Genomic DNA, 19,298 nt, shown 5'->3' on the forward strand with positions numbered 1-19,298 from the left:
GACGTAAAGCGTCGCAGCTCGCGCGAAGCGCGGTGAGGAAAGCAGTCCGGACACGCACCTCAGGAGGCCCCGGCCCCCGGCACCAGCACGGCGCGACCGCAACCCGTACCCCCGCCGGAGGCGCACCGCCCCGGCCCCCGGCACCACAACGGCGCACCGCACCCACGCCCCCCGCCGGACGGCGCCCCGCACCACGACCCCCCGCCGGGAGGCGCTACGGCGCAGGCGACGTCGTCCGCTGGGAATCCCGGGGCGCCTCCCCGCCGCCCCCGCCCAGCATCAGCCAGCCGCCCACCCCCACCACCGCGACCACCAGCACCGCCACCACCCCCAGCAACATCCGGCGCTTCCGCACCGCCTCCGCCTTGTGCCGCGCCGATCCAGGCCGCCGCTGCCCCGGAGACCGCGGCGCCCGCGCCGTACCGCGCGCCCCGCCCGCCAGCTCGTCCGGCCCCGGCACCCGCATGCTCGTGTGCGTGTCCCGGTTGGAGTCGGGCACCGCGCCCGGGACCAGCGAAACCGCTCCCCTCCGGCGCGGCTCCTCGGGAGCGGACGGCCCCGGCTCCTCGTACGGCCGCTCCGCGGGCTCCGCTTCCGGCTCGTCCACGTCCAGCGGCGGAATGCCCGCGAGCGTCGGCAGCTGCTCCCGCAGCCGCGCCGCCAGCTCCGAGGCGCGCAGCCGTGAGGCCGGGGCCTTCGCCAGGCACTGGACGAGCAGCTGCCACAGCTCCTCGGGGATTCCGGGCAGCGGTACGACGGTCTCGGTGACATGCCGGCGCAGCACGGCCCCGGGGTGGCCCCCGCCGAACGGGGTGAAGCCGGCGAGCAGCTCGTACAGGACGGTGGCCAGCGCGTAGATGTCGACGGCCGCGCGCGGCGGCAGGCCCTCCACGATCTCCGGCGCCAGATAGTCGGGGGTGCCGATGATCTTGGACGCCTTGGTGCGCCGCGGGGTGTCGATGAGCTTGGCCACACCGAAGTCGGTGAGCAGCGCGGGGTGCGCGCCGCCGGGGCCGAGCGGGCCCTCCATGTCGAGCAGGATGTTCTCGGGCTTGACGTCGCGGTGGACGACCCCGGCGGCGTGCGCGGCGGCGAGCCCGTCGGCGACATCCGCGATGATCGCGACCGCGGCCTCGGGGGCGAGCCGGCGCTCGCGGTCGAGGCGGGTACGGAGATCCGTACCGCGGACCAGCTCCATGACGAGCGCGAGATCGTTGCCGTCCACGACGAGGTCACGGACGGCGACCACCCGGGGGTGGTCGAGTCCGAGCAGGGCGGTGCGCTCCTGGACGAAGCGGCCGACCAGCTCCTGGTCCGACGCGAGGTCCTCGCGCAACAGTTTGATGGCGACGGGGCCCTCGGGCCCTTCCCCGAGCCACACCGTGCCGGCGCTGCCCCGTCCCAGAATCTGGTGGGCGGTGTACCGGCTGCCGATATTCCGTGCCAAGACTGCTCCCTCAGCGGCTGGCGTTGCCCCTCAAAGTACGCGGGTATCGGGGTGTTCCGTGCCCTGGTCGGCACCGTCACCCCACACAGCGGGGGAAATGGCACGGTCCGGGCGGATACATCCCTCACCCCGGTCCGAGGGGAACTCCTCCCTCACCCCCGGCCGCGCGTCCCCCCGTCACTGTCCCGAGTTCACGCCCGGGTCCGTGCCGCCCAGCTCCGAGATCCAGTCCGTCACCGTCGAGATCGCGTCACCGATCGCGGTCCAGTAGCTCTTGCCCTGGGCCACCCAGTCCTGAAGCGGGGTCAGCTCCCAGACGAGCCAGCCCGCGACGAAGAGCAGGACGAGCGTGAACAGACAGCCCTTGAGGCAGCCCAGGCCCGGGATCCGCATCGGGTTGGCGTTGCGCTGACGCGGCGGGCGCGGCTCACGCTGCTGGCGGGGGGCCGGCTGCTGGGGCGGCGGCTGCTGCGGAGGCGCGTACTGCTGCCGCTGAGCCGGGGCGTACGGCTGCTGCTGGTGCTGCGGGGGCGGCGCGTACCGCTGCTGGTGCTGGGGCGGCTGCGGGGGCCGCTGGTGCGCGGGCGGCTGCTGGGGCTGCCGTTGCGGGCGGCGGCGCAGCGGGTCCTGGCTCGGGTCGAGGTACTGGACCTGCGTCTGCTCGTTGCGGTCGCGGGCGGCCTGGAGCTGGCCCTGCCAGGGGTGCGGGCCGTCGGGGTCCGCCGGTACGGGCGGCATGACCGAGGTCGGACCGGCGGCGCCGGGACCGCCCGGACCGTGACCGGTGGACGGCATGACGCTGGTCGCCGCGCTCGGGTCGTACGAGCCGGCGTTGCTCGGCAGGACCTGCGTCGGGTCGGCCGCGCCCGGGGTCTCGGGGACCTGCGCGGGCGCCGGATCCGGAGCGAGGAGCGCGCCGACGCCCAGCGCCGCGTCGACCTGGGCGGGCGTGGAGTGCACGCCGACACCGGCGGCGACGGTCCGCAGCCCGCGGGCGAGGTTCTCGGCGCTCGGCCGCTGGTCCGGGTCCTTGCGCAGGCAGCGCTCGATGACCGTCCACAGCGGCTCGGGCACGGTCGTGGGGCGGCGGGGCTCCTCGCTGAGGTGGCGGTGGAGCACTTCGAGCGCGGTCGCGCCGGCGAACGGCGGGCGGCCCGTGACCAGCTCGTACAGCAGGATGCCCGCGCCGTAGATGTCGACGGCGGAGGTCTGCGGACGGCCCTCGGCGGACTCCGGCGCGACATAGGCCGGGGTGCCGACGAACTCGTGCGTGCGGGTCAGTCCCGGGGAGTCCGCGAGCCGCGCGATACCGAAGTCGGTGAGCATCGGGTGCAGCCGCTCGCCGTCGTTCTTGAGCAGCACGTTGGCGGGCTTGAGGTCGCGGTGCACGACGCCGTCGGCGTGGCTGGCGGCGAGCGCGTCCGCGATCTGGGCGGTCAGCAGGGCCCCGGCGACGGGGCTGAACGGGCCGTTCTCGCGCAGATAGCGGTGCAGGTCAGGGCCTTCGACCAGATCCATGACGAGTGCCAGCAGATCGCCCTCGACGACCAGGTCGCGGGTCCGCACGATATTGGGGTGGGTCAGGCGGAGCAGTACGGAACGTTCGCGCAGGAAGCGCATCACGATGTCCGCGTCGTTCGCCAGCTCCTCCTTGAGGACCTTGATCGCGACGGTCTCGCCGGGCTGGCCGGCCACGGCCGCCTCGGCCCCCGCGGTCTCTCGCTGACGGGCTCGCCAGACGGTGCCCGTGGCGCCGCGTCCCAGCGGCTCCTCGAGCAGGTACTTGCTGCCTACCGGCCGCACGTCATGCGCTCCCTGCTGGTCGTGGTCATTTCGTGGTCCCGGCCCCGCCGGGTCTCCGACCCACTCTAGGGCCTGTCAAGTTACCGGCCCGTCCGCTTCCGGTACCGTTCCGCTCCCGCCCCGGCACCGCTCCGGACCGGACCCGGCCCAGGTCCGGTCATGTTCGAAAGGAAGACGCTCGCATCGTACGGATGGTTGCCGGAAAGCGGGCGGGACGACATCACACCCGGTCCCTACGCGTCCAGAAGCCGTTCCCAAGCAGGTACTTTTGCGCCAACAGCCGACTATTCAAGATCACTTGCCGCCGGTCGCCGGGCGTGTTGTCAGTGGCAGGTGCGAGGATGCCCCCAGCACGTGACGTGTGGAGTGGGGGTTCACACCGCCCCGTGCCGACCTGTACCGGACGACGCGTCCGTGCGCGGTGGGGGGAGATCAGCGGATATTCCCCTGTCGGGCACCCCGCGCAGAAGGGACCGCTGACGGCGATGCAGATCCGGCTGACCGTCCTCGCGCCGCGCGGCGGCCATGCCGCCGGGCGCGTGTGCGACGTGCTCGTCACCGCCCCGGCAGGGACAGCGCTGGCCGCCGTCGCCTCCGGGCTCGCCACGGCCGTCTCGGGCCCCGACGCCTCCGGCACCGTCGTCCTGTACGCGGGCCGCGAGCGGCTCGACGCCCAGCGCTGCGCCCTCGGCGAGCCGCCGCTGATCGACGGCGCGGTGCTCTCCCTCCAGGTCCCCGGCGAGGACGACGCGCCCGCCGACGACGTCCCGGCCCAGCTCCATGTGGTCGCGGGCCCCGACGCGGGCGGGGTGCATCTGCTGCACGGCGGACAGATCAGGATCGGCCGGTCCGCCGAGGCCGATGTGCCGCTGGACGACCCGGACGTCTCCCGGCTGCACTGCGCGGTGACGGTCGGTGAGGACGGCCGGGTCTCGGTCGCGGACCTCTTCTCCACGAACGGGACGACGCTGGAGGGCGTCGCGGTGGGCAACCGGCCGGTTCCGCTGCCGCCCGGCGCGCTGCTGCGGCTCGGTGAGTCGGCGCTCCGGCTCACGGCCGGGGGCCGGGCGCCCGCGCTGCCGACGGCGCCGGACGGCGAGGGCCATCTGCGGATCGCGCGGCCGGGCACGGACGGCCAGGGTGCGCTCCCGCACGGCACGAAGAGCGGCCCGGGGGGTGCCGCGCGCAGCTCCCCGGACGGCCCCGCCACGGCCCGCGGCGACGGCGGCGCGACGGCGACGGCCTCCGGTCCGGGCCCGGAGTCGGGCGCGTACGGCACGGGCGGTTACGGCACGGACGGTTCCGCGGGCGCCTCATCGGGGCCGCGGTACGGCGGAGCGCGGCGCGAGCCGGCCCCCGCCCATGGCCCGGCCGCCCCCGGCGCCCATGCCCCGGGGTCCGGACCGGGCGAGGTCCCGGGCGAGGAGCCCCGGAGTCGTGACGAGGGTCACACCCCTCGCGCGTACGGCGGCTCCGTCCCCTCCGGCGCTTCGAGCCGCGTCCTGGGACCGCAGTACGGCAATCCGCCGGGCGCCCCGCGCGTGCCCGACCCGCGCAGCGCCGATACGCACTACGGCAGCCGCCCGACGGGGGGCTCCCCGGACGGGACGCACAGCAGGGCCGCGATGCCGGACCCGGCGTACGGGACCGGCGCGGTCGCGGGCCCGGGAGGCGCGGACACGCGCGCCGCCGACGACGGCCCGCAGGCGCACAGCAGGACCTCCGCCTCACGGCGGCAGGCCACGCCCCCGCGCGGGACGGAAGCCCCGGACGCCGCGGCCCGGCGGCGTGGCGGCATAGGCGCCTGGGCCCGGCGGCTCACCGGAAGCAGGGGCGAGGAGCTGCCGGAGTCCGGCCCCGGCCCGTTGCCCGCCGGCGGTGCGGCCGGGCGCGCCCCGCGCGCGGACACCTGGCCCGATCCGGCCGCGGTCCTGCTGACGGCGCTCGGTCCCGGCCCCCGGCTGTGGGAGCGCGACAGCCGCCATCCCGAGGCGCTCGCCGTACGGCTCGGCACGGCCGACCGGGCCGCCCCTGACGGCGGCGGACCGCTGCCCTCCGTACCGGTCACCGTCGGCCTGCGCGAGGCCGGGTCGCTCGGTCTGGCGGGCCCCAGGGAGCGGCTGGCGGGGCTGGCCAGAGCGGTTGTCGCCCAGCTCGCCGCGCTGCACTCACCGGCCGATCTGGAGATCGTGCTGATCAGCGCGGACCGTACGAGAAGCCTGGAGGAGCGCCGGCGGGCCTGGGGCTGGCTCGGCTGGCTGCCGCATGTACGGCCCGCCCATGGCCAGGACTGCCGGCTGCTGCTGGCGTACGACCGCGAGCAGGCGGCGGCCAGGACCGCCGAGCTGACCCGCCGGCTCGACGACGGCCCCATGGGGCCCGGCTGGGCCTCGGCCGACCCGTGGACCATCACGGAGGCCGCCGCCCGTTACGACGGCCCGTACACGGTCGTGATCGTCGACGGCGATCCCGGGACGGCCGCGCTGCGCGAGTCGACAGCGCAGCTGGCCGGCGCGGGCTCGGCGGCCGGTGTCCATCTCATCTGTCTCGCCGAGACGGACGCCGCCTCGCCCCTCTCCCCGATCGCCGCGACCTATGAGACGGCGTGCGCGGCCTCGCTCCCGTTCCGCGAGTGCGGGGCCGTCGCCCTGCTGAGCGGTGATGTGGCGACCGCGCTGCGGCTGCTGCGTACGGCCGTGGGGCAGCCCGCCGGGCATGGCACGGTCGCCGTCGTGGACGCGGTCTCGGCGGCCTGGGCGGATCGTTTCGGACGGGCGCTGGCGCCACTGCGCGCGTCGACGGGCAGCGGCCGGGGGCGGCCCGCGGCGGCGCTCCCGCGCTCCGCCAGGCTGCTCGACGAGTTGGGGCTGGCGCGGGCCACCCCGGCGTCCCTGATGGCCCGTTGGGCGTCCGCCGCCGACCGCACCGGCGACTGCACGGCGGTGCTCGGCGCCGGTCCGCGCGGCCCGGTGAGCATCGATCTGACCGAAGAGGGCCCGCATCTGCTGATCGAGGGGCCGGCGGGGAGCGGCCGTACGGAGCTGCTGCGCTCCGTCGCCGCCTCACTGGCCGCCGCCGGCCGGCCCGACCGGCTGGGGCTGCTGCTGGTCGACGGCGCCGGGGGCGAGCGCGGCGAGGGGCTGTCCGTCTGTACGGAACTGCCGCATGTGACCGAGCATTTGATCGCCTCCGACCCGGTCAGGATGCGGCAGTTCGCGCAGGCGCTCGGGGCCGAGCTGAAGCGGCGGGCCGAGCTGCTGGGACGGCTGGACTTCACGGAGTGGCACGACCGGCACGAAGTGGCGGAGCGGATAGTCGGCCAGCGCGCGCCGGGCGCCGCCGAGCAACGGGGCGGCAGACGCGGCGAGTTCCGCCCCGAGCGCGGAACCGACCAGCGCGGACCCGATCAGCGTGGAGCCGAACTCCACGGAAGCGATCCGCGCGCGACCGACCCGCACGGCACGGACCCGCACCGCCCCGACCCGTACCGGACCGACCCGCACCGCGGCGATCCGGACACGCACGCGAGCGGCACGCTCCGGCTCAGGACCACCTCGGCCCGTACGGAACAGCCGCGGACGCGGCAGCAGTCCCAGGACCCCGCGCCCCTCCCCCGGCTCGTCGTGCTGGTCGACGACTTCGACGCCCTGGTCGCGCCCGCGCTCGGCAGTCCGGGGCGGCCCGCGGCCGGTTCGGTCGTACGGGCCCTGGAGGCCGTGGCCAGGGACGGCGAGCGGCTCGGCGTCCATCTGGTGGCGACCTCGGCCCGCCCCGACCGTACGGTCGACACGGAGCTGGCCCAGGGCGCGCGGCTGCGGGTCGTGCTGGACGCGCCGCCCGTCGCGCCCTCCCCGGACGATCCGGCGCCCGGCCGCGGCCGGCTCGGTCATCCCGACGGCCGGGTCACGCCGTTCCAGGGCGGCCGGGTCACCGGCCGTATCCCGCGTACGGCGACGCTGCGGCCCACGGTCGTGCCGCTGGAGTGGGAGCGGATGGGCGATCCGCCGGCCCGCCGGCCGGTCAGGGAGCTGGGCAACGGACCGACGGATCTGGCGCTGCTCGCGAGCGCTCTCGAACGGGCCGCCCGTTCCGTCGATGCTGTACCTGTCGCACCACTGACCCCGGCTCACCCCTGAAGATCCCCGGACAGGGCATACGTCCGTCGTGGCACGTCACGAGCCCATCACGATCACTGCCCCCGGACCGGGATGGCTATTGCGGCACCCGGTCACGCGGCGTAGGACTGTGCGCACGGGACGAGTGCAGCGTTGCCACGTCACGGCCACGTCGCTGGTCCCGCTTGCGTAGATCCGTACGCACACGGGAAAGAGACGGGGCAGTGATGCGCACAACTCGTAGAGCACGTAAGGCTCTTGGGACCGGCAGAAACGGGCTCGGCACGCGCCGGGCGGCCGTGGCGATCGTCGCCGTCGGCGCCGTGGCCCTCAGCGGCTGCAGTGGTGATTCGTCGAGCGACGACAAGGGCTCGGGCGACGCCGCGAGCAAGGCGCCCGCGGCCACGGTCCAGCTGCCCAAGCTGGACGGCGAGAAGATCCAGGTCGCGGCCGTCTGGACCGGCCCCGAGCAGGAGAACTTCACCAAGGTCCTCAGCGAGTTCGAGAAGCGCACCGGCGCGACGGTCACGTTCGTCCCCGCCCAGGACCCGATCGTCAACTTCCTCGGGACGAAGATAGCCGGTGGCAGCCCGCCGGATGTCGCGATGCTGCCGCAGGTCGGCGCCATCCAGCAGGCCGTGGAGAAGAAGTGGGCCAAGCCCGTGGGCGCGGAGGCCAAGGCCCAGCTCGCGAAGAACTTCAGCAAGGGCTGGCAGGACCTCGGCGCGGTGGACGGCACGCAGTACGGCGTGTACTTCAAGGCCGCCAACAAGTCGCTGGTCTGGTACAACAACGCCGCGTTCGAGAACGCCGGCGCCGCGGCCCCCAAGACCTGGCAGGACTTCCTGAAGACCGCCGAGACGATCTCGGCCTCGGGTGTCACCCCGGTCTCGGTCGCGGGCGCGGACGGCTGGACGCTCACCGACTGGTTCGAGAACATCTATCTCTCCCAGGCGGGCCCGGAGAAGTACGACCAGCTCGCCAAGCACGAGATCAAGTGGACCGACGGCTCCGTGAAGGACGCGCTCACCACGCTCGGCCAGCTCTTCGGCAAGCCGAACCTGATCGCGGGCGGTACGGACGGCGCGCTCCAGACGGAGTTCCCCGCGTCCGTCACCCAGACGTTCACCGGCGGCGACCAGCCCAAGGGCGCGATGGTCTTCGAGGGTGACTTCGTCGGCGTCAACATCGGCCAGACCGAGGCGAAGATCGGTACGGACGCGAAGGTCTTCCCGTTCCCCGCGGTGGGCACCGACTCCCCCGTGGTGACCGGCGGCGACGCGGCCGTGGCGCTCAAGGACACCAAGGGCGCGCAGGCGCTGCTGACCTTCCTGGCGTCCACGGACGCCGCGAAGATCTGGGCGGAGGCGGGCGGGTTCGTCTCGCCGAACAAGTCCCTGGACGTGGCCGCGTACCCGAACGACGTCCAGCGCGACATCGCCAAGGCGCTGATCGCGGCGGGCGACGACTTCCGCTTCGACATGTCGGACCAGATGCCGCAGTCGTTCGGCGGTACCCCCGGCAAGGGCGAGTGGAAGGCGCTCCAGGACTTCCTGAAGAACCCGAAGGACGTCGCCGGGATCCAGCAGCAGCTGGAGACGGCCGCGGCCAAGGCGTACACGAGCTGACGCGGTGAAGTCGGCAGTCACGGGGGGCACCGCCGCGGCGGTGCCCCCCGTCAAGGGCAAACGCAAGAGCGTGACAGGCACACGCAAACTCGTCGCGGCCGGCTTCCTGCTGCCCGCGCTGGTGCTGCTGGGCGCGCTCGTGGTCTACCCCATCGGGTTCTCGGTCTACCGGTCGTTCTTCGACAAGTCGGGCAACAGTTTCGCCGGACTCGACAACTACATCGAGCTCTTCACCGACGACACCATCCTGACCGCGGTCAAGAACAACGCGATCTGGGTGGTGGTGGCGCCCACCATCGCCACGGCGCTCGGGCTGATCTTCGCCGTACTCACCGAACGGGTGCGCTGGAGCACGGCCTTCAAGCTCGTCATCTTCATGCCGATGGCGATCTCGATGCTCGCCTCGGGCATCATCTTCCGGCTCGTGTACGAGCAGGACCCGGAGCGCGGCATCGCCAACGCGGTCGCGGTGGGGGTGCACGACACGTTCAACGAGTCGGCGGGCTTCCCCAGAGCGCGTCCGCTGCCGGTGCATCCGCTGAAACCGGCGGGTGGTGGCGCGTTCGTCACCAAGGAGCCCGTGAGCGCCGGGACGGAAGTGCTGCTCCCGCTGGTGGGGGTGGCGCCCGCGAAGATGCCGTCCGACGCGGCGCCGGCCAAGGCCGCGAAGACCGCGGACGGCCGGGTCACCGGCACCTCCTGGCTGGACTTCACCAAGGGTGGCGGCGGCAAGCCCAATGTCATCGACGCCAAGGAGCTCGGCCTCAAGGGCATCAAGGTGGAGGCGGTCAAGGACGGCAAGGTCGTCGCGTCCACGACCGCGGGCGCCGACGGTACGTTCAGCCTGCCGGAAGCGGCCGACGGCGCGCAGCTCAGGCTGCCCGCGGAGAACTTCAGGGAGCCGTACAACGGCGTGGACTGGCTGGGGCCCTCCTTGGTCACGCCCGCGATCATCGGCAGCTACATCTGGATGTGGGCCGGGTTCGCGATGGTGCTGATCGCGGCCGGGCTCGCGAGCGTGCCGCGTGAACTCATGGAGGCGGCGCGGGTGGACGGCGCCACCGAGTGGCAGGTCTTCCGCCGGATCACCGTGCCGCTGCTGGCGCCGGTCCTCGCGGTCGTCATGGTCACGTTGATGATCAACGTACTGAAGATCTTCGACCTGGTCTTCATCATCGCGCCGGGCTCGTCCCAGGACGACGCGAACGTACTGGCGCTCCAGCTCTACCGCTCGTCGTTCGGTACGGACGCGGATCTCGGCGTGGGCAGCGCGATCGCCGTACTGCTGCTCCTGCTGGTGATCCCGGTGATGCTGTTCAACATACGACGCATGCGAAGGGAGACTCGCCGATGACCACGAACGACGGTGCGATCAAGGTCAGAGCGAAGCAGCCCCTCGCGAGCAGGATCGCGGCCCGCGCGGGCGGCGGGGTGATGCGGGTCTTCCTGATCCTGGTGGGCCTGTTCTGGCTGATGCCCACGATCGGTCTGCTGATCTCCTCACTCCGCGGCGCCACGGACATCAGCGCGAGCGGCTGGTGGCAGGTGTTCACCACGCCCGCGCAGCTCACCACCGAGAACTACTCGCGGCTCTTCGACAACGACATCATCACCAACTCGCTGCTCTCCACGATCCTGATCACCGTCCCCGCGACGGTCCTGGTCGTGGTGATCGGCTCGCTCGCCGGATACGCCTTCGCGTGGATGGACTTCCCGGGGCGCGACTGGTGGTTCCTGGTGGTCGTCGGGCTGCTGGTGGTCCCGGTGCAGGTCGCGCTGGTCCCGGTCTCGAAGCTGTTCGGCGCCGTGGGCATCTTCGAGACGACCTTCGGTGTGGTGCTCTTCCATGTCGCCTTCGGTCTGCCCTTCGCGATCTTCCTGCTGCGGAACTTCTTCGCGGAGATCCCGAGGGAGCTGCTGGAGGCCGCGCGGCTCGACGGGGCGGGCGAGATACGGCTGTTCGTACGGGTCGTGATGCCGCTGGGCGGTCCGGCGATCGCCTCGCTCGGTATCTTCCAGTTCCTCTGGGTCTGGAACGACATGCTGGTGGCGCTGATCTTCGCGGACTCGAAGAACCCGCCGATCACCGTCGCGCTCCAGCAGCAGGTACGGCAGTTCGGCAACAACATCGACGTCCTGGCGCCCGGCGCCTTCGTGTCGATGGTGATCCCGCTGGCCGTGTTCTTCGCGTTCCAGCGGCAGTTCGTGACGGGCGTGATGGCGGGAGCCGTCAAGTAGCGTCCGCCTGGCGGAAACGGACAACGGACAACGGTACAGGCGGGGGAGAACGGGCCACGGCGGCCGGTTCTCCCCCGTCGCGCTGTCCGGCGCGCTGTGCTGTGCGGGCGCGCTGTGACGGGCGCGCTGTCCGGTACGTCAGTCCCGGTGGCCGAGCGCCGCGACCGCCGAGGCCGCCAGATCGTCCAGATAGCCCGGGGGCAGCTCGCCGCGGACCACCACGAGCCGCCAGTAGAGCGGTCCGATGATCAGATCCAGCGCCCGGTCGGCGTCCGCGCCCTCGGGAAGCTCACCCCGTTCGACCGCCGCGCGGACGATCAGCGCCGCGATGCCCCGCTGCCCGTCGAGCAGCGCCGCCCTGATCGCGTCGGAGATCTCGGGGTGCCGGGCGGCCTCCACCAGGAGATCCGGGATGACCTGCGAGGCCACGGGGTGGCGCAGGGTGTGGGAGGCCACTTCGAGCAGGGCGCGCACATCGCCGTGGAGCGAACCCGTCCCGGGGGCGGGCAGCCCCTGCGCCGCGAAGGCGGAGACCAGATCGAGGACGAGCTCCAGCTTGGACTTCCAGCGCCGGTAGACGGCGGTCTTGCCGACCCCGGCCCGGCGCGCGATGCCCTCGATGGACATCCGGGCGAAGCCGACGGCGGCCAGTTCCTCGAAGACGGCGGCGCGGATGGCGTCGGTCACGTCCTCCCGGAGCACGGCGGCTCCCGCCGGGACGCGGCGTGCGGTGCGCGGGGCGTTCCCACGGGGTTCCGTGGCGCGGGGGTCGGTAGTCATCGCGTACGAGCATAGCGTCGACCGACGTGACGACGACACGGTTGCGTTGCGACGTACTCCGTCCTACCTTTGACGTTACGACGATACGTACCCGTTCCGTCGTTGAACCCTCCCACACCCGGCCGCACCTGCCTATACCGCCCCCGTCGCCGGTCTGGGGCCACCGCCGGCCACACCGTGCCGGAACACCGTCGAAAGCGACCCCCGTGAGCCAGACGATCGCACCGGCCTCACCGGTCCCGGAGTCCGATACCGGGACCGGGACCGATCTCAGCGCCCTCGCCCGCCGCCACGGCCTGACCGTGAGCGGCGCCCGCCCCGCCCTGCCCGACTATCTCCGCGCCCTGTGGTCGCGCCGGCATTTCATCGGCGCCTTCGCCACCGCCCGGCTGACCGCCCAGTACAGCCAGGCGAAGCTCGGCCAGATCTGGCAGATCATGACCCCGCTGCTGAACGCGACGGTCTACTACTTCATCTTCGGTGTGCTGCTCAACACCAAGCACGGCATACCGGACTTCATCCCGTTCCTGGTCACGGGCGTCTTCATCTGGACCTTCACCTCGAACTCGATCACGGCCGGCACCCGCGCGATCTCCGGCAACCTCGGTCTCGTACGGGCCCTGCACTTCCCGCGCGCCGCCCTGCCGATCGGGCTCGCGCTCCAGCAGCTCCAGCAACTGCTGTTCTCCATGGGCGCGCTGGTGGTGATCCTGGTCTGCTTCGGCCAGTACCCCGCGGTCAGCTGGCTGCTCGCGATACCGGCCCTGCTGCTCCAGTCGCTCTTCAACACCGGCGTCTCGATGACCGTGGCCAGGCTCGCGGCCAGGACGCCGGACATCTCGCAGCTGATGCCGTTCCTGCTGCGCACCTGGATGTATGTGTCGGGCGTGATGTGGAGCGTCGACAAGGTCACGAACGGCGACCATCTGCCGCATGTGGTGACGCTGATCCTGACGTGCAACCCGGCCGCCGTCTATATCGATCTGATGCGCTTCGCGCTCATCGACAGCTACACCGCCGGTCAACTGCCCCCGCACATCTGGGCCGTCGCCCTCGGCTGGGCCCTGCTCGCGGGCGTCGGCGGATTCCTGTTCTTCTGGAAGGCCGAGGAGGAGTACGGACGTGGCTGACAAGAGGCAGCGTACGGACACCGCCGAGCCGTTCGGGGCGCCCGAACGTGTCCCCACCGTGGTCGTCGACGGCGTCCACATCACCTACACCGTCCATGGCACCAAGGGCGGCCGGGGCAGCGCCACCTCCGCGCTGAGCCGGATCGTCTCGCGCCGGTCGGCCCCCGGCGCGCGCGAGGTGCACGCCGTCAAGGGCGTCAGCTTCGCCGCGTACAAGGGCGAGGCCATCGGTCTGATCGGCTCCAACGGTTCAGGCAAGTCGACCCTGCTCAAGGCGATCGCGGGGCTGCTGCCGCCGTCGCGGGGCCAGGTCTTCACCCGGGGCCAGCCCTCGCTCCTCGGGGTCAACGCGGCGCTGATGAGCGATCTGACCGGAGAACGGAACGTCATCCTCGGCGGGCTGGCGATGGGCATGTCGCGGGAGCAGGTCCGTACCCGCTACGACGACATCGTGGAGTTCTCCGGGATCAACGAGAAGGGCGACTTCATCTCGCTGCCGATGCGGACGTACTCCTCGGGGATGGGCGCCCGGCTGCGTTTCTCGATCGCCGCCGCCAAGAGCCATGACGTCCTGCTGATCGACGAGGCGCTGTCCACCGGCGACGCCAGATTCCAGCGCCGCAGCCAGGAGCGCATCACCGCACTGCGCGCGGAGGCCGGCACGGTCTTCCTGGTCAGCCACAGCAACAAGTCGATCCTCGAAACCTGCGACCGGGCGCTCTGGCTGGAGTCGGGGACGCTGCGGATGGACGGCCCGGCCCAGGAAGTCGTCGCGGCGTACGAGGAGTTCACCGGCCGGAAGAAGTAGCCCGCGCGAGACCGCCGAGGCCGAGACCGCCGAAGCCGGGACTGTCCAAGCGGAGACCGACAACGCTGGGGCCGACAACGCTGGGGCCGGCAAAGCCGACCGACAAGGCCGCGGCCGACAGGGCAAGGGGCGCCCGGCTCACGACGAGCCGGGCGCCCCTCCTTCCGTGCGCCGCTCAGCGGTGCGTACGCAGCAGCGTGCGCATCGTCCGCATCGCGACCGAGAGATTCGCCAGATCGAACGCTTCCGACCCCTGGATCTCCTCCAGCGTGGCGCGCGAACGGCCGAGGATCGCGGCGTTCTTCTGCTCCCACGCCTTGAAGCGCTCCTCGGGCGTCGAGTCGCCGTTGCCCACGGCCAGCACGTCCGCCGTCAGCGCGGCGTGCGCCGCGTACAGGTCCTCACGGATGGAGGCGCGGGCCATGGACTGCCAGCGGTCGGCCCGCGGCAGCTCCACGATCCGGTCCATCAGCCGCGTGATCCGCAGCCGGTCACCGAGGTCGTAGTACACCTCGGCGACGGCGAGCGGGTCCTGGTCCGTACGGTCCGCGATCGCCACGATGTCGAGCGTCGGGAAGGCGGACGAGAAGCTCGCCACCCGCAGGGCCAGCTCCTCGGGGACCCCCGCCTCGGTCAGCTCCGCCAGGATCCGCTGGTACCACTCCAGCTCCGCGCCGCGCAGCATCGGGGGCAGCTGCGCCCAGACCCGCTCGACCCTCGCCGCGAAGAACTCGATGGTCCCCGCGATCTCCAGCGGCTGCGGCCGGTTGCCCAGCAGCCAGCGCGTACCGCGCTCGACCAGCCGGCGCGAGTGCAGCCTGATCCGGGTCTGGACGTCGGCCGCCACCTGATTGTCCAGCGCCTCGACGGCGTCCCAGACCGCGTTCAGCCCGAAGATCTCGCGGGCCGCCGCCTGGGCCCGTACGATCTCCTCGGTCGACGCCCCGGTCTCCTCCCGCAGCCGGTGCAGGAAGGTCGAACCACCGGTGTTGACGGTGTCGTTGACCAGCACCGTCGTCACGATCTCGCGGCGCAGCGCGTGCGTGTCGACCTGCTCGGCGAACTTCTCCCGCAGCGCCTGCGGGAAGTACGCGTGCAGCAGCTTGCGCAGATACGGGTCGTCGGGCAGCTCGGTATGGATCAGCTCCTCCGCCACCGTGATCTTGGTGTAGGCGAGCAGCACGGCCAGCTCGGGCTGGGACAGCCCGCGGCCCGCGTTGAGCAGTTCGCGGATCTGCCGGTCGCTGGGCAGGAACTCCAGCGCCCTGTCGAGATGTCCGTCGCGCGCCAGCCGGCGCATGAACCGCTGGTGGGCGTGGAGCAGCGACGGGGCCTGGGCCACGGCGTTGGCGAGCGCGGTGTTCTGCGCGTAGTTGTTGCGCAGCACCAGCGCGCCGACCTCGTCGGTCATCGCGGCGAGCAGCGTATTGCGCTGCTTGACGGTCATGTCGCCGTCCGTGACCAGGCCGTTGAGCAGGATCTTGATGTTCACCTCGTGGTCGGAGGTGTCGACGCCCGCGCTGTTGTCGATGGCGTCGGTGTTGACCTTGCCGCCCTCGCCGCCGGCGCCGCGCCGGTCGAACTCGATACGGCCGAGCTGGGTCAGCCCCAGGTTGCCGCCCTCGCCGACGACCTTGACCCGCAGGTCCTCGCCGTTGACGCGGATCGCGTCGTTGGCCTTGTCGCCGACATCGGCGTCCGTCTCGGTGGAGGCCTTCACATACGTACCGATGCCGCCGTTCCACAGCAGGTCCACCGGGGCCTGGAGGATCGCCTTCATCAGCTCGGCGGGCGTCAGCTTGGAGACGCCGGGCTCGATACCGAGCGCTTCCCGTACATGCGCGTTGATGGAGATCGACTTGGCGGTGCGGGGGTGGATTCCGCCGCCCTGCGACAGCAGCCCCTTGTCGTAGTCGGCCCACGACGAGCGCGGCAGCTCGAACAGCCGGCGGCGCTCCGCGTACGAGGTGGCCGCGTCCGGGTGCGGGTCGAGGAAGATATGCCGGTGGTCGAAGGCCGCGACCAGCCGGATGTGCTCGGAGAGCAGCATGCCGTTGCCGAACACGTCACCGGACATGTCCCCGACGCCGACGACCGTGAAGTCCTCGGTCTGGGTGTCATGGCCGAGCTCGCGGAAGTGCCGCTTGACGGACTCCCAGGCACCGCGCGCCGTGATGCCCATGCCCTTGTGGTCGTAGCCCGCGCTGCCGCCGGAGGCGAAGGCGTCCCCGAGCCAGAAGTGGTAGGCGACCGCGACGTCATTGGCGATGTCGGAGAAGCTCGCGGTGCCCTTGTCGGCGGCCACGACCAGATACGTGTCGTCCTCGTCGTGCCTGACCACATCGGCCGGCGGCACGACCTCGCCCGCCACCATGTTGTCCGTGATGTCGAGCAGCGCCGAGATGAAGATCTTGTACGAGGCGATGCCCTCGGCGAGCCAGGCGTCCCGGTCCGCGGCCGGGTCGGGCAGCTGCTTGGCGACGAAGCCGCCCTTGGCGCCGACCGGCACGATCACGGTGTTCTTGACCATCTGCGCCTTGACCAGGCCGAGGATCTCCGTTCGGAAGTCCTCGCGCCGGTCGGACCAGCGCAGACCACCGCGGGCGACCTTGCCGAAGCGCAGATGGACGCCCTCGACGCGCGGGGAGTACACCCAGATCTCGTACGCCGGGCGGGGCGCGGGCAGATCGGGGATGGCCTGCGGGTCGAACTTCATCGACACATAGCTGTGCTGCTCGCCCGCGGCGGTCTTCTGGCCCTTCGCGCCGTCGCCCTCGCCGGCGCGCTGGAAGAAGTTGGTCCGCAGCGTGGCCTTGATGAGAGTGAGGAAGGACCTGAGGATGCGGTCCTCGTCCAGGCTCGCGACCTGGTCCAGGGCGCCGTCCAGCTCCTCCAGCATCGCCTCCGTCAGCTCGACGCCGGCGCGCTGGCGGCCCGGCGACATCCGGGCCTCGAAGAGGGAGACCAGCAGCCGGGTGGTGTGGACATTGCTGCGGAGGGTGTCCTCCATGTAGTCCTGGCTGAAGGTCGAGCCGGACTGGCGCAGGTACTTGGCGTACGCGCGCAGCACCATCGCCTGCCGCCAGTCCAGACCGGCCCGCAGCACGAGGGAGTTGAAGCCGTCGTTCTCCGCGGCTCCGGTCCACACGGCGGCGAAGGCGTCCTGGAAGCGCTGACGGTCGTCCTCGGTGAGATAGTCGCCCCCGCCGCCCTGGGGCAGCCGCAGGCCGAAGTCGTAGATCCAGGCGTGGGTACGGTCCGCGCAGCGCAGCTCGTACGGGCGCTCGTCGACGACCTCGACACCGAGCCGCTGGAGCACCGGCAGGACGGCGGAGAGGGAGACCTGCTCGCCCGAGCGGTAGATCTTGAAGCGGCGCTCGCCGGGACCCGCGCCGACCGGCTCGTACAGCGAGAGCGCGAAGTCCGAGCCCGCCTCGGCCCGGGTGACCGCCTCCAGATGGGCCAGGTCGGCGACGGCGGCGCGCGGGGAGTGGTCGGCCTTGTAGCCCTCGGGGAAGGCGGAGCCGTACCTGCGCAGCAGCTCGGCGGCGCGCTCCTCACCGCACTCGGCGGTCAGCGCCTCGCCGAAGGCGTCGGCCCAGGAGCGGGCTGCCTCGACGAGCCGGGCCTCGATCCGCTCGGTGTCGGCGTCGGTGAGCTTCGCCAGCTGGGTGCCCCGGGGGACGCGGACGACGAAGTGCAGCCGGGAGAGGATCGATTCTGTGTTCCACGCCGTGAAGTCGACGCTGGTCCCGCCGAGTTCCTCCTTGAGGATCTCGACCAGCCGCAGCCGGACGCCCGTGGTGTAGCGGTCGCGCGGCAGATAGACGAGGGCGGAGTAGTAGCGCCCGTACTCGTCCTGGCGCAGGTAGAGCCGCAGCCGTCGGCGCTCCTGGAGGTACAGCACGCTGGTGACGATCGAGCGGAGTTCGTCGACGGGCGTCTGGAACAGCTCGTCGCGCGGATAGGTCTCCAGGATCTGGAGCAGATCGCGGCCGTCGTGGCTGTTGGGCGAGAGGCCCGCGCTCTCCAGGACCTCGGCGACCTTGCGGCGGATCACCGGCACCCGGCGGACGGACTCGGTGTACGCGGCCGAGGAGAAGAGCCCGAGGAAGCGCCGCTCGCCGACGACATTGCCCTTGGCGTCGAACTTCTTGACCCCGACATAGTCGAGATAGCCGGAGCGGTGGACCGTGGCGCGGCTGTTGGCCTTGGTGAGCACGAGCAGCTTGTGCTCACGGGCCTTGGCGCGGGCGTCGGCGGGCAGCCGGCTGAAGGACGGGCTGACCGGGTGGTCCTCGTCGCCGGTGTGCGCCGGGTCGGAGCGCAGCACGCCGAGTCCGGTGCCGGGCACGGCGGAGAGGGCGTCGCTGTCCGTCAGCTGATACTCGCGGTAGCCGAGGAAGGTGAAGTGGTCGGCGGCGAGCCAGCGCAGCAGCTCCCGGGCCTCCTCGACCTCCTGCTCGCGCAGATCGTCGGCGGTCGGCTCGCCGGGCAGCTCCTCGGCGATGCGCAGCGCGGCCTCCCGCATCTTCTCCCAGTCCTCGACGGTCTCGCGGACATCGGAGAGGATCCGCAGCAGGTCGGAGGTCATCTGCTGGAGATCGGCCTGGTCGGTCTCGCGGTCGACCTCGACATGGATCCAGGACTCGATGAACACATCGTGCCGGGGCTCCGCGGCGGTGACCGCCTCCTCGGGCAGCACCTCGATCAGCTTGCCGGTGACATCGCGCCGTACGGCGATCTGCGGATGGATCACGGCGTGGATGCCGCGGCCCTGGCGCGAGAGTTCATTGGTGACGGAGTCGACCAGGAACGGCATGTCGTCGGTGACGACCTCGACCACGGAGTGGCGGCAGGTCCAGCCGTTCTCCTCGACGGTCGGGGTGTGCACCCGTACGTTCGCCGTCCCCTGGGGACGATTCCCGGCCAGCCGGTAGTGCGAGAGCGCCGCGCCGACGACGTCGGCCGGGTCGCGGCCGTCCAGGTCCTCGGGAGCGGTGTGCAGGTAGTAGCGCTGGAGGTACGCGAGAAGGGCGTCCCGGCCGGGACCGTCCTCCTGGCCGGCTGTGCGGGATCCGGCCGAGGCCTCGTCCTTCCGGGGGCCGGCCCCCAGCCCCCCGGTTCCCCCCACCGGGCTGTTCTCAGCGGCCCGAGCCGCCTGTTCGAGCAGCTCGGCCTTGGCTTCGTCCAGCTTGGTCTGCATGTCCTCTGGCTCCTGTCGCGCGCCGTTGCGTGACGTAGGTGAAGGAAGCGACACAACGCCACGACGCGGGGTTTCCGGTCGGAGTCGACGTTATGCCGCGATGAGAGATGTCCGGGGCGTTATTGGCCAATTTTGGCAGTCGA

The 19,298-nt window shown here is 72.0% G+C and carries 10 protein-coding genes; 6 read left to right on the forward strand and 4 right to left on the reverse strand.

Going from position 1 to position 19,298, the window contains the following annotated elements:
* Positions 1 to 214: 214 nt before the first annotated feature.
* Both ACFRKB_RS36960 and ACFRKB_RS36965 read right to left on the reverse strand, forming a co-directional pair.
* Positions 215 to 1,447: a serine/threonine-protein kinase gene (locus tag ACFRKB_RS36960; protein ID WP_383110991.1), complete on the reverse strand. Its 1,233-nt coding sequence runs from the start codon at positions 1,445 to 1,447 to the stop codon at positions 215 to 217.
* A 177-nt stretch (positions 1,448 to 1,624) separates the two neighbouring features.
* A complete protein-coding gene (locus ACFRKB_RS36965; RefSeq protein WP_383110992.1) occupies positions 1,625 to 3,250 on the reverse strand; it encodes a serine/threonine-protein kinase in 1,626 nt (541 codons plus the stop codon).
* A 485-nt stretch (positions 3,251 to 3,735) separates the two neighbouring features.
* On the opposite strand from ACFRKB_RS36965, the gene ACFRKB_RS36970 reads away from it, so the two are divergent.
* The 4 genes from ACFRKB_RS36970 to ACFRKB_RS36985 all read left to right on the forward strand — a co-directional run bounded on the left by ACFRKB_RS36970 (position 3,736) and on the right by ACFRKB_RS36985 (position 11,231).
* Positions 3,736 to 7,386 (forward strand): FtsK/SpoIIIE domain-containing protein, encoded by a 3,651-nt coding sequence (locus tag ACFRKB_RS36970; RefSeq protein ID WP_383110993.1) that lies wholly within the window; start codon positions 3,736 to 3,738, stop codon positions 7,384 to 7,386.
* Positions 7,387 to 7,592: 206 nt separating this feature from the next.
* Entirely contained in the window at positions 7,593 to 8,993 is a 1,401-nt protein-coding gene (locus tag ACFRKB_RS36975; protein ID WP_383110994.1) for an ABC transporter substrate-binding protein, read from the forward strand.
* Between the two features lie 70 nt (positions 8,994 to 9,063).
* Positions 9,064 to 10,347 (forward strand): carbohydrate ABC transporter permease, encoded by a 1,284-nt coding sequence (locus tag ACFRKB_RS36980; protein WP_383110995.1) that lies wholly within the window; start codon positions 9,064 to 9,066, stop codon positions 10,345 to 10,347.
* Positions 10,344 to 11,231 (forward strand): carbohydrate ABC transporter permease, encoded by an 888-nt coding sequence (locus ACFRKB_RS36985; RefSeq protein ID WP_383110996.1) that lies wholly within the window; start codon positions 10,344 to 10,346, stop codon positions 11,229 to 11,231. The genes ACFRKB_RS36980 and ACFRKB_RS36985 overlap by 4 nt, the downstream gene beginning before the upstream one ends.
* Positions 11,232 to 11,369: 138 nt before the next feature.
* On the opposite strand, the gene ACFRKB_RS36990 is transcribed toward ACFRKB_RS36985, so the two are convergent.
* On the reverse strand, positions 11,370 to 12,011 hold the full coding sequence (locus ACFRKB_RS36990; RefSeq protein WP_383110997.1) for a TetR/AcrR family transcriptional regulator: 642 nt from the start codon (positions 12,009 to 12,011) through the stop codon (positions 11,370 to 11,372).
* 206 nt (positions 12,012 to 12,217) lie between these two features.
* Here ACFRKB_RS36990 and ACFRKB_RS36995 point away from each other — a divergent pair, with 206 nt between their 5' ends.
* Together ACFRKB_RS36995 and ACFRKB_RS37000 are read left to right on the forward strand one after the other, a co-directional pair.
* The gene (locus tag ACFRKB_RS36995; RefSeq protein WP_383110998.1) at positions 12,218 to 13,141 is read left to right on the forward strand and encodes an ABC transporter permease; all 924 of its coding nucleotides are present in this window, start codon (positions 12,218 to 12,220) and stop codon (positions 13,139 to 13,141) included.
* Positions 13,134 to 13,949, forward strand: a complete 816-nt coding sequence (locus ACFRKB_RS37000; protein WP_383110999.1) for an ABC transporter ATP-binding protein — start codon at positions 13,134 to 13,136, stop codon at positions 13,947 to 13,949. Before ACFRKB_RS36995 ends, ACFRKB_RS37000 begins: the two co-directional genes overlap by 8 nt.
* Before the next feature lie 175 nt (positions 13,950 to 14,124).
* Here the strand turns inward: ACFRKB_RS37000 and ACFRKB_RS37005 are convergent, their stop codons facing one another.
* Positions 14,125 to 19,155, reverse strand: coding sequence for an NAD-glutamate dehydrogenase (locus ACFRKB_RS37005; RefSeq protein WP_383111000.1), 5,031 nt, complete (start codon positions 19,153 to 19,155; stop codon positions 14,125 to 14,127).
* Positions 19,156 to 19,298 lie beyond the last annotated feature (143 nt).

Source organism: Streptomyces scopuliridis, from assembly GCF_042790125.1.
GTDB classification, from domain to species: domain Bacteria; phylum Actinomycetota; class Actinomycetes; order Streptomycetales; family Streptomycetaceae; genus Streptomyces; species Streptomyces scopuliridis_A.

Excerpts from the sequence above, each read along its gene's own strand:
- ACFRKB_RS37005 (WP_383111000.1), bottom strand. The coding sequence starts at position 19,155 with ATGCAGACCAAGCTGGACGAAGCCAAGGCCGAGCTGCTCGAACAGGCG.
- ACFRKB_RS36970 (WP_383110993.1), top strand. The coding sequence starts at position 3,736 with ATGCAGATCCGGCTGACCGTCCTCGCGCCGCGCGGCGGCCATGCCGCC.
- ACFRKB_RS36985 (WP_383110996.1), top strand. The coding sequence starts at position 10,344 with ATGACCACGAACGACGGTGCGATCAAGGTCAGAGCGAAGCAGCCCCTC.
- ACFRKB_RS36990 (WP_383110997.1), bottom strand. The coding sequence starts at position 12,011 with ATGACTACCGACCCCCGCGCCACGGAACCCCGTGGGAACGCCCCGCGC.
- ACFRKB_RS36975 (WP_383110994.1), top strand. The coding sequence starts at position 7,593 with ATGCGCACAACTCGTAGAGCACGTAAGGCTCTTGGGACCGGCAGAAAC.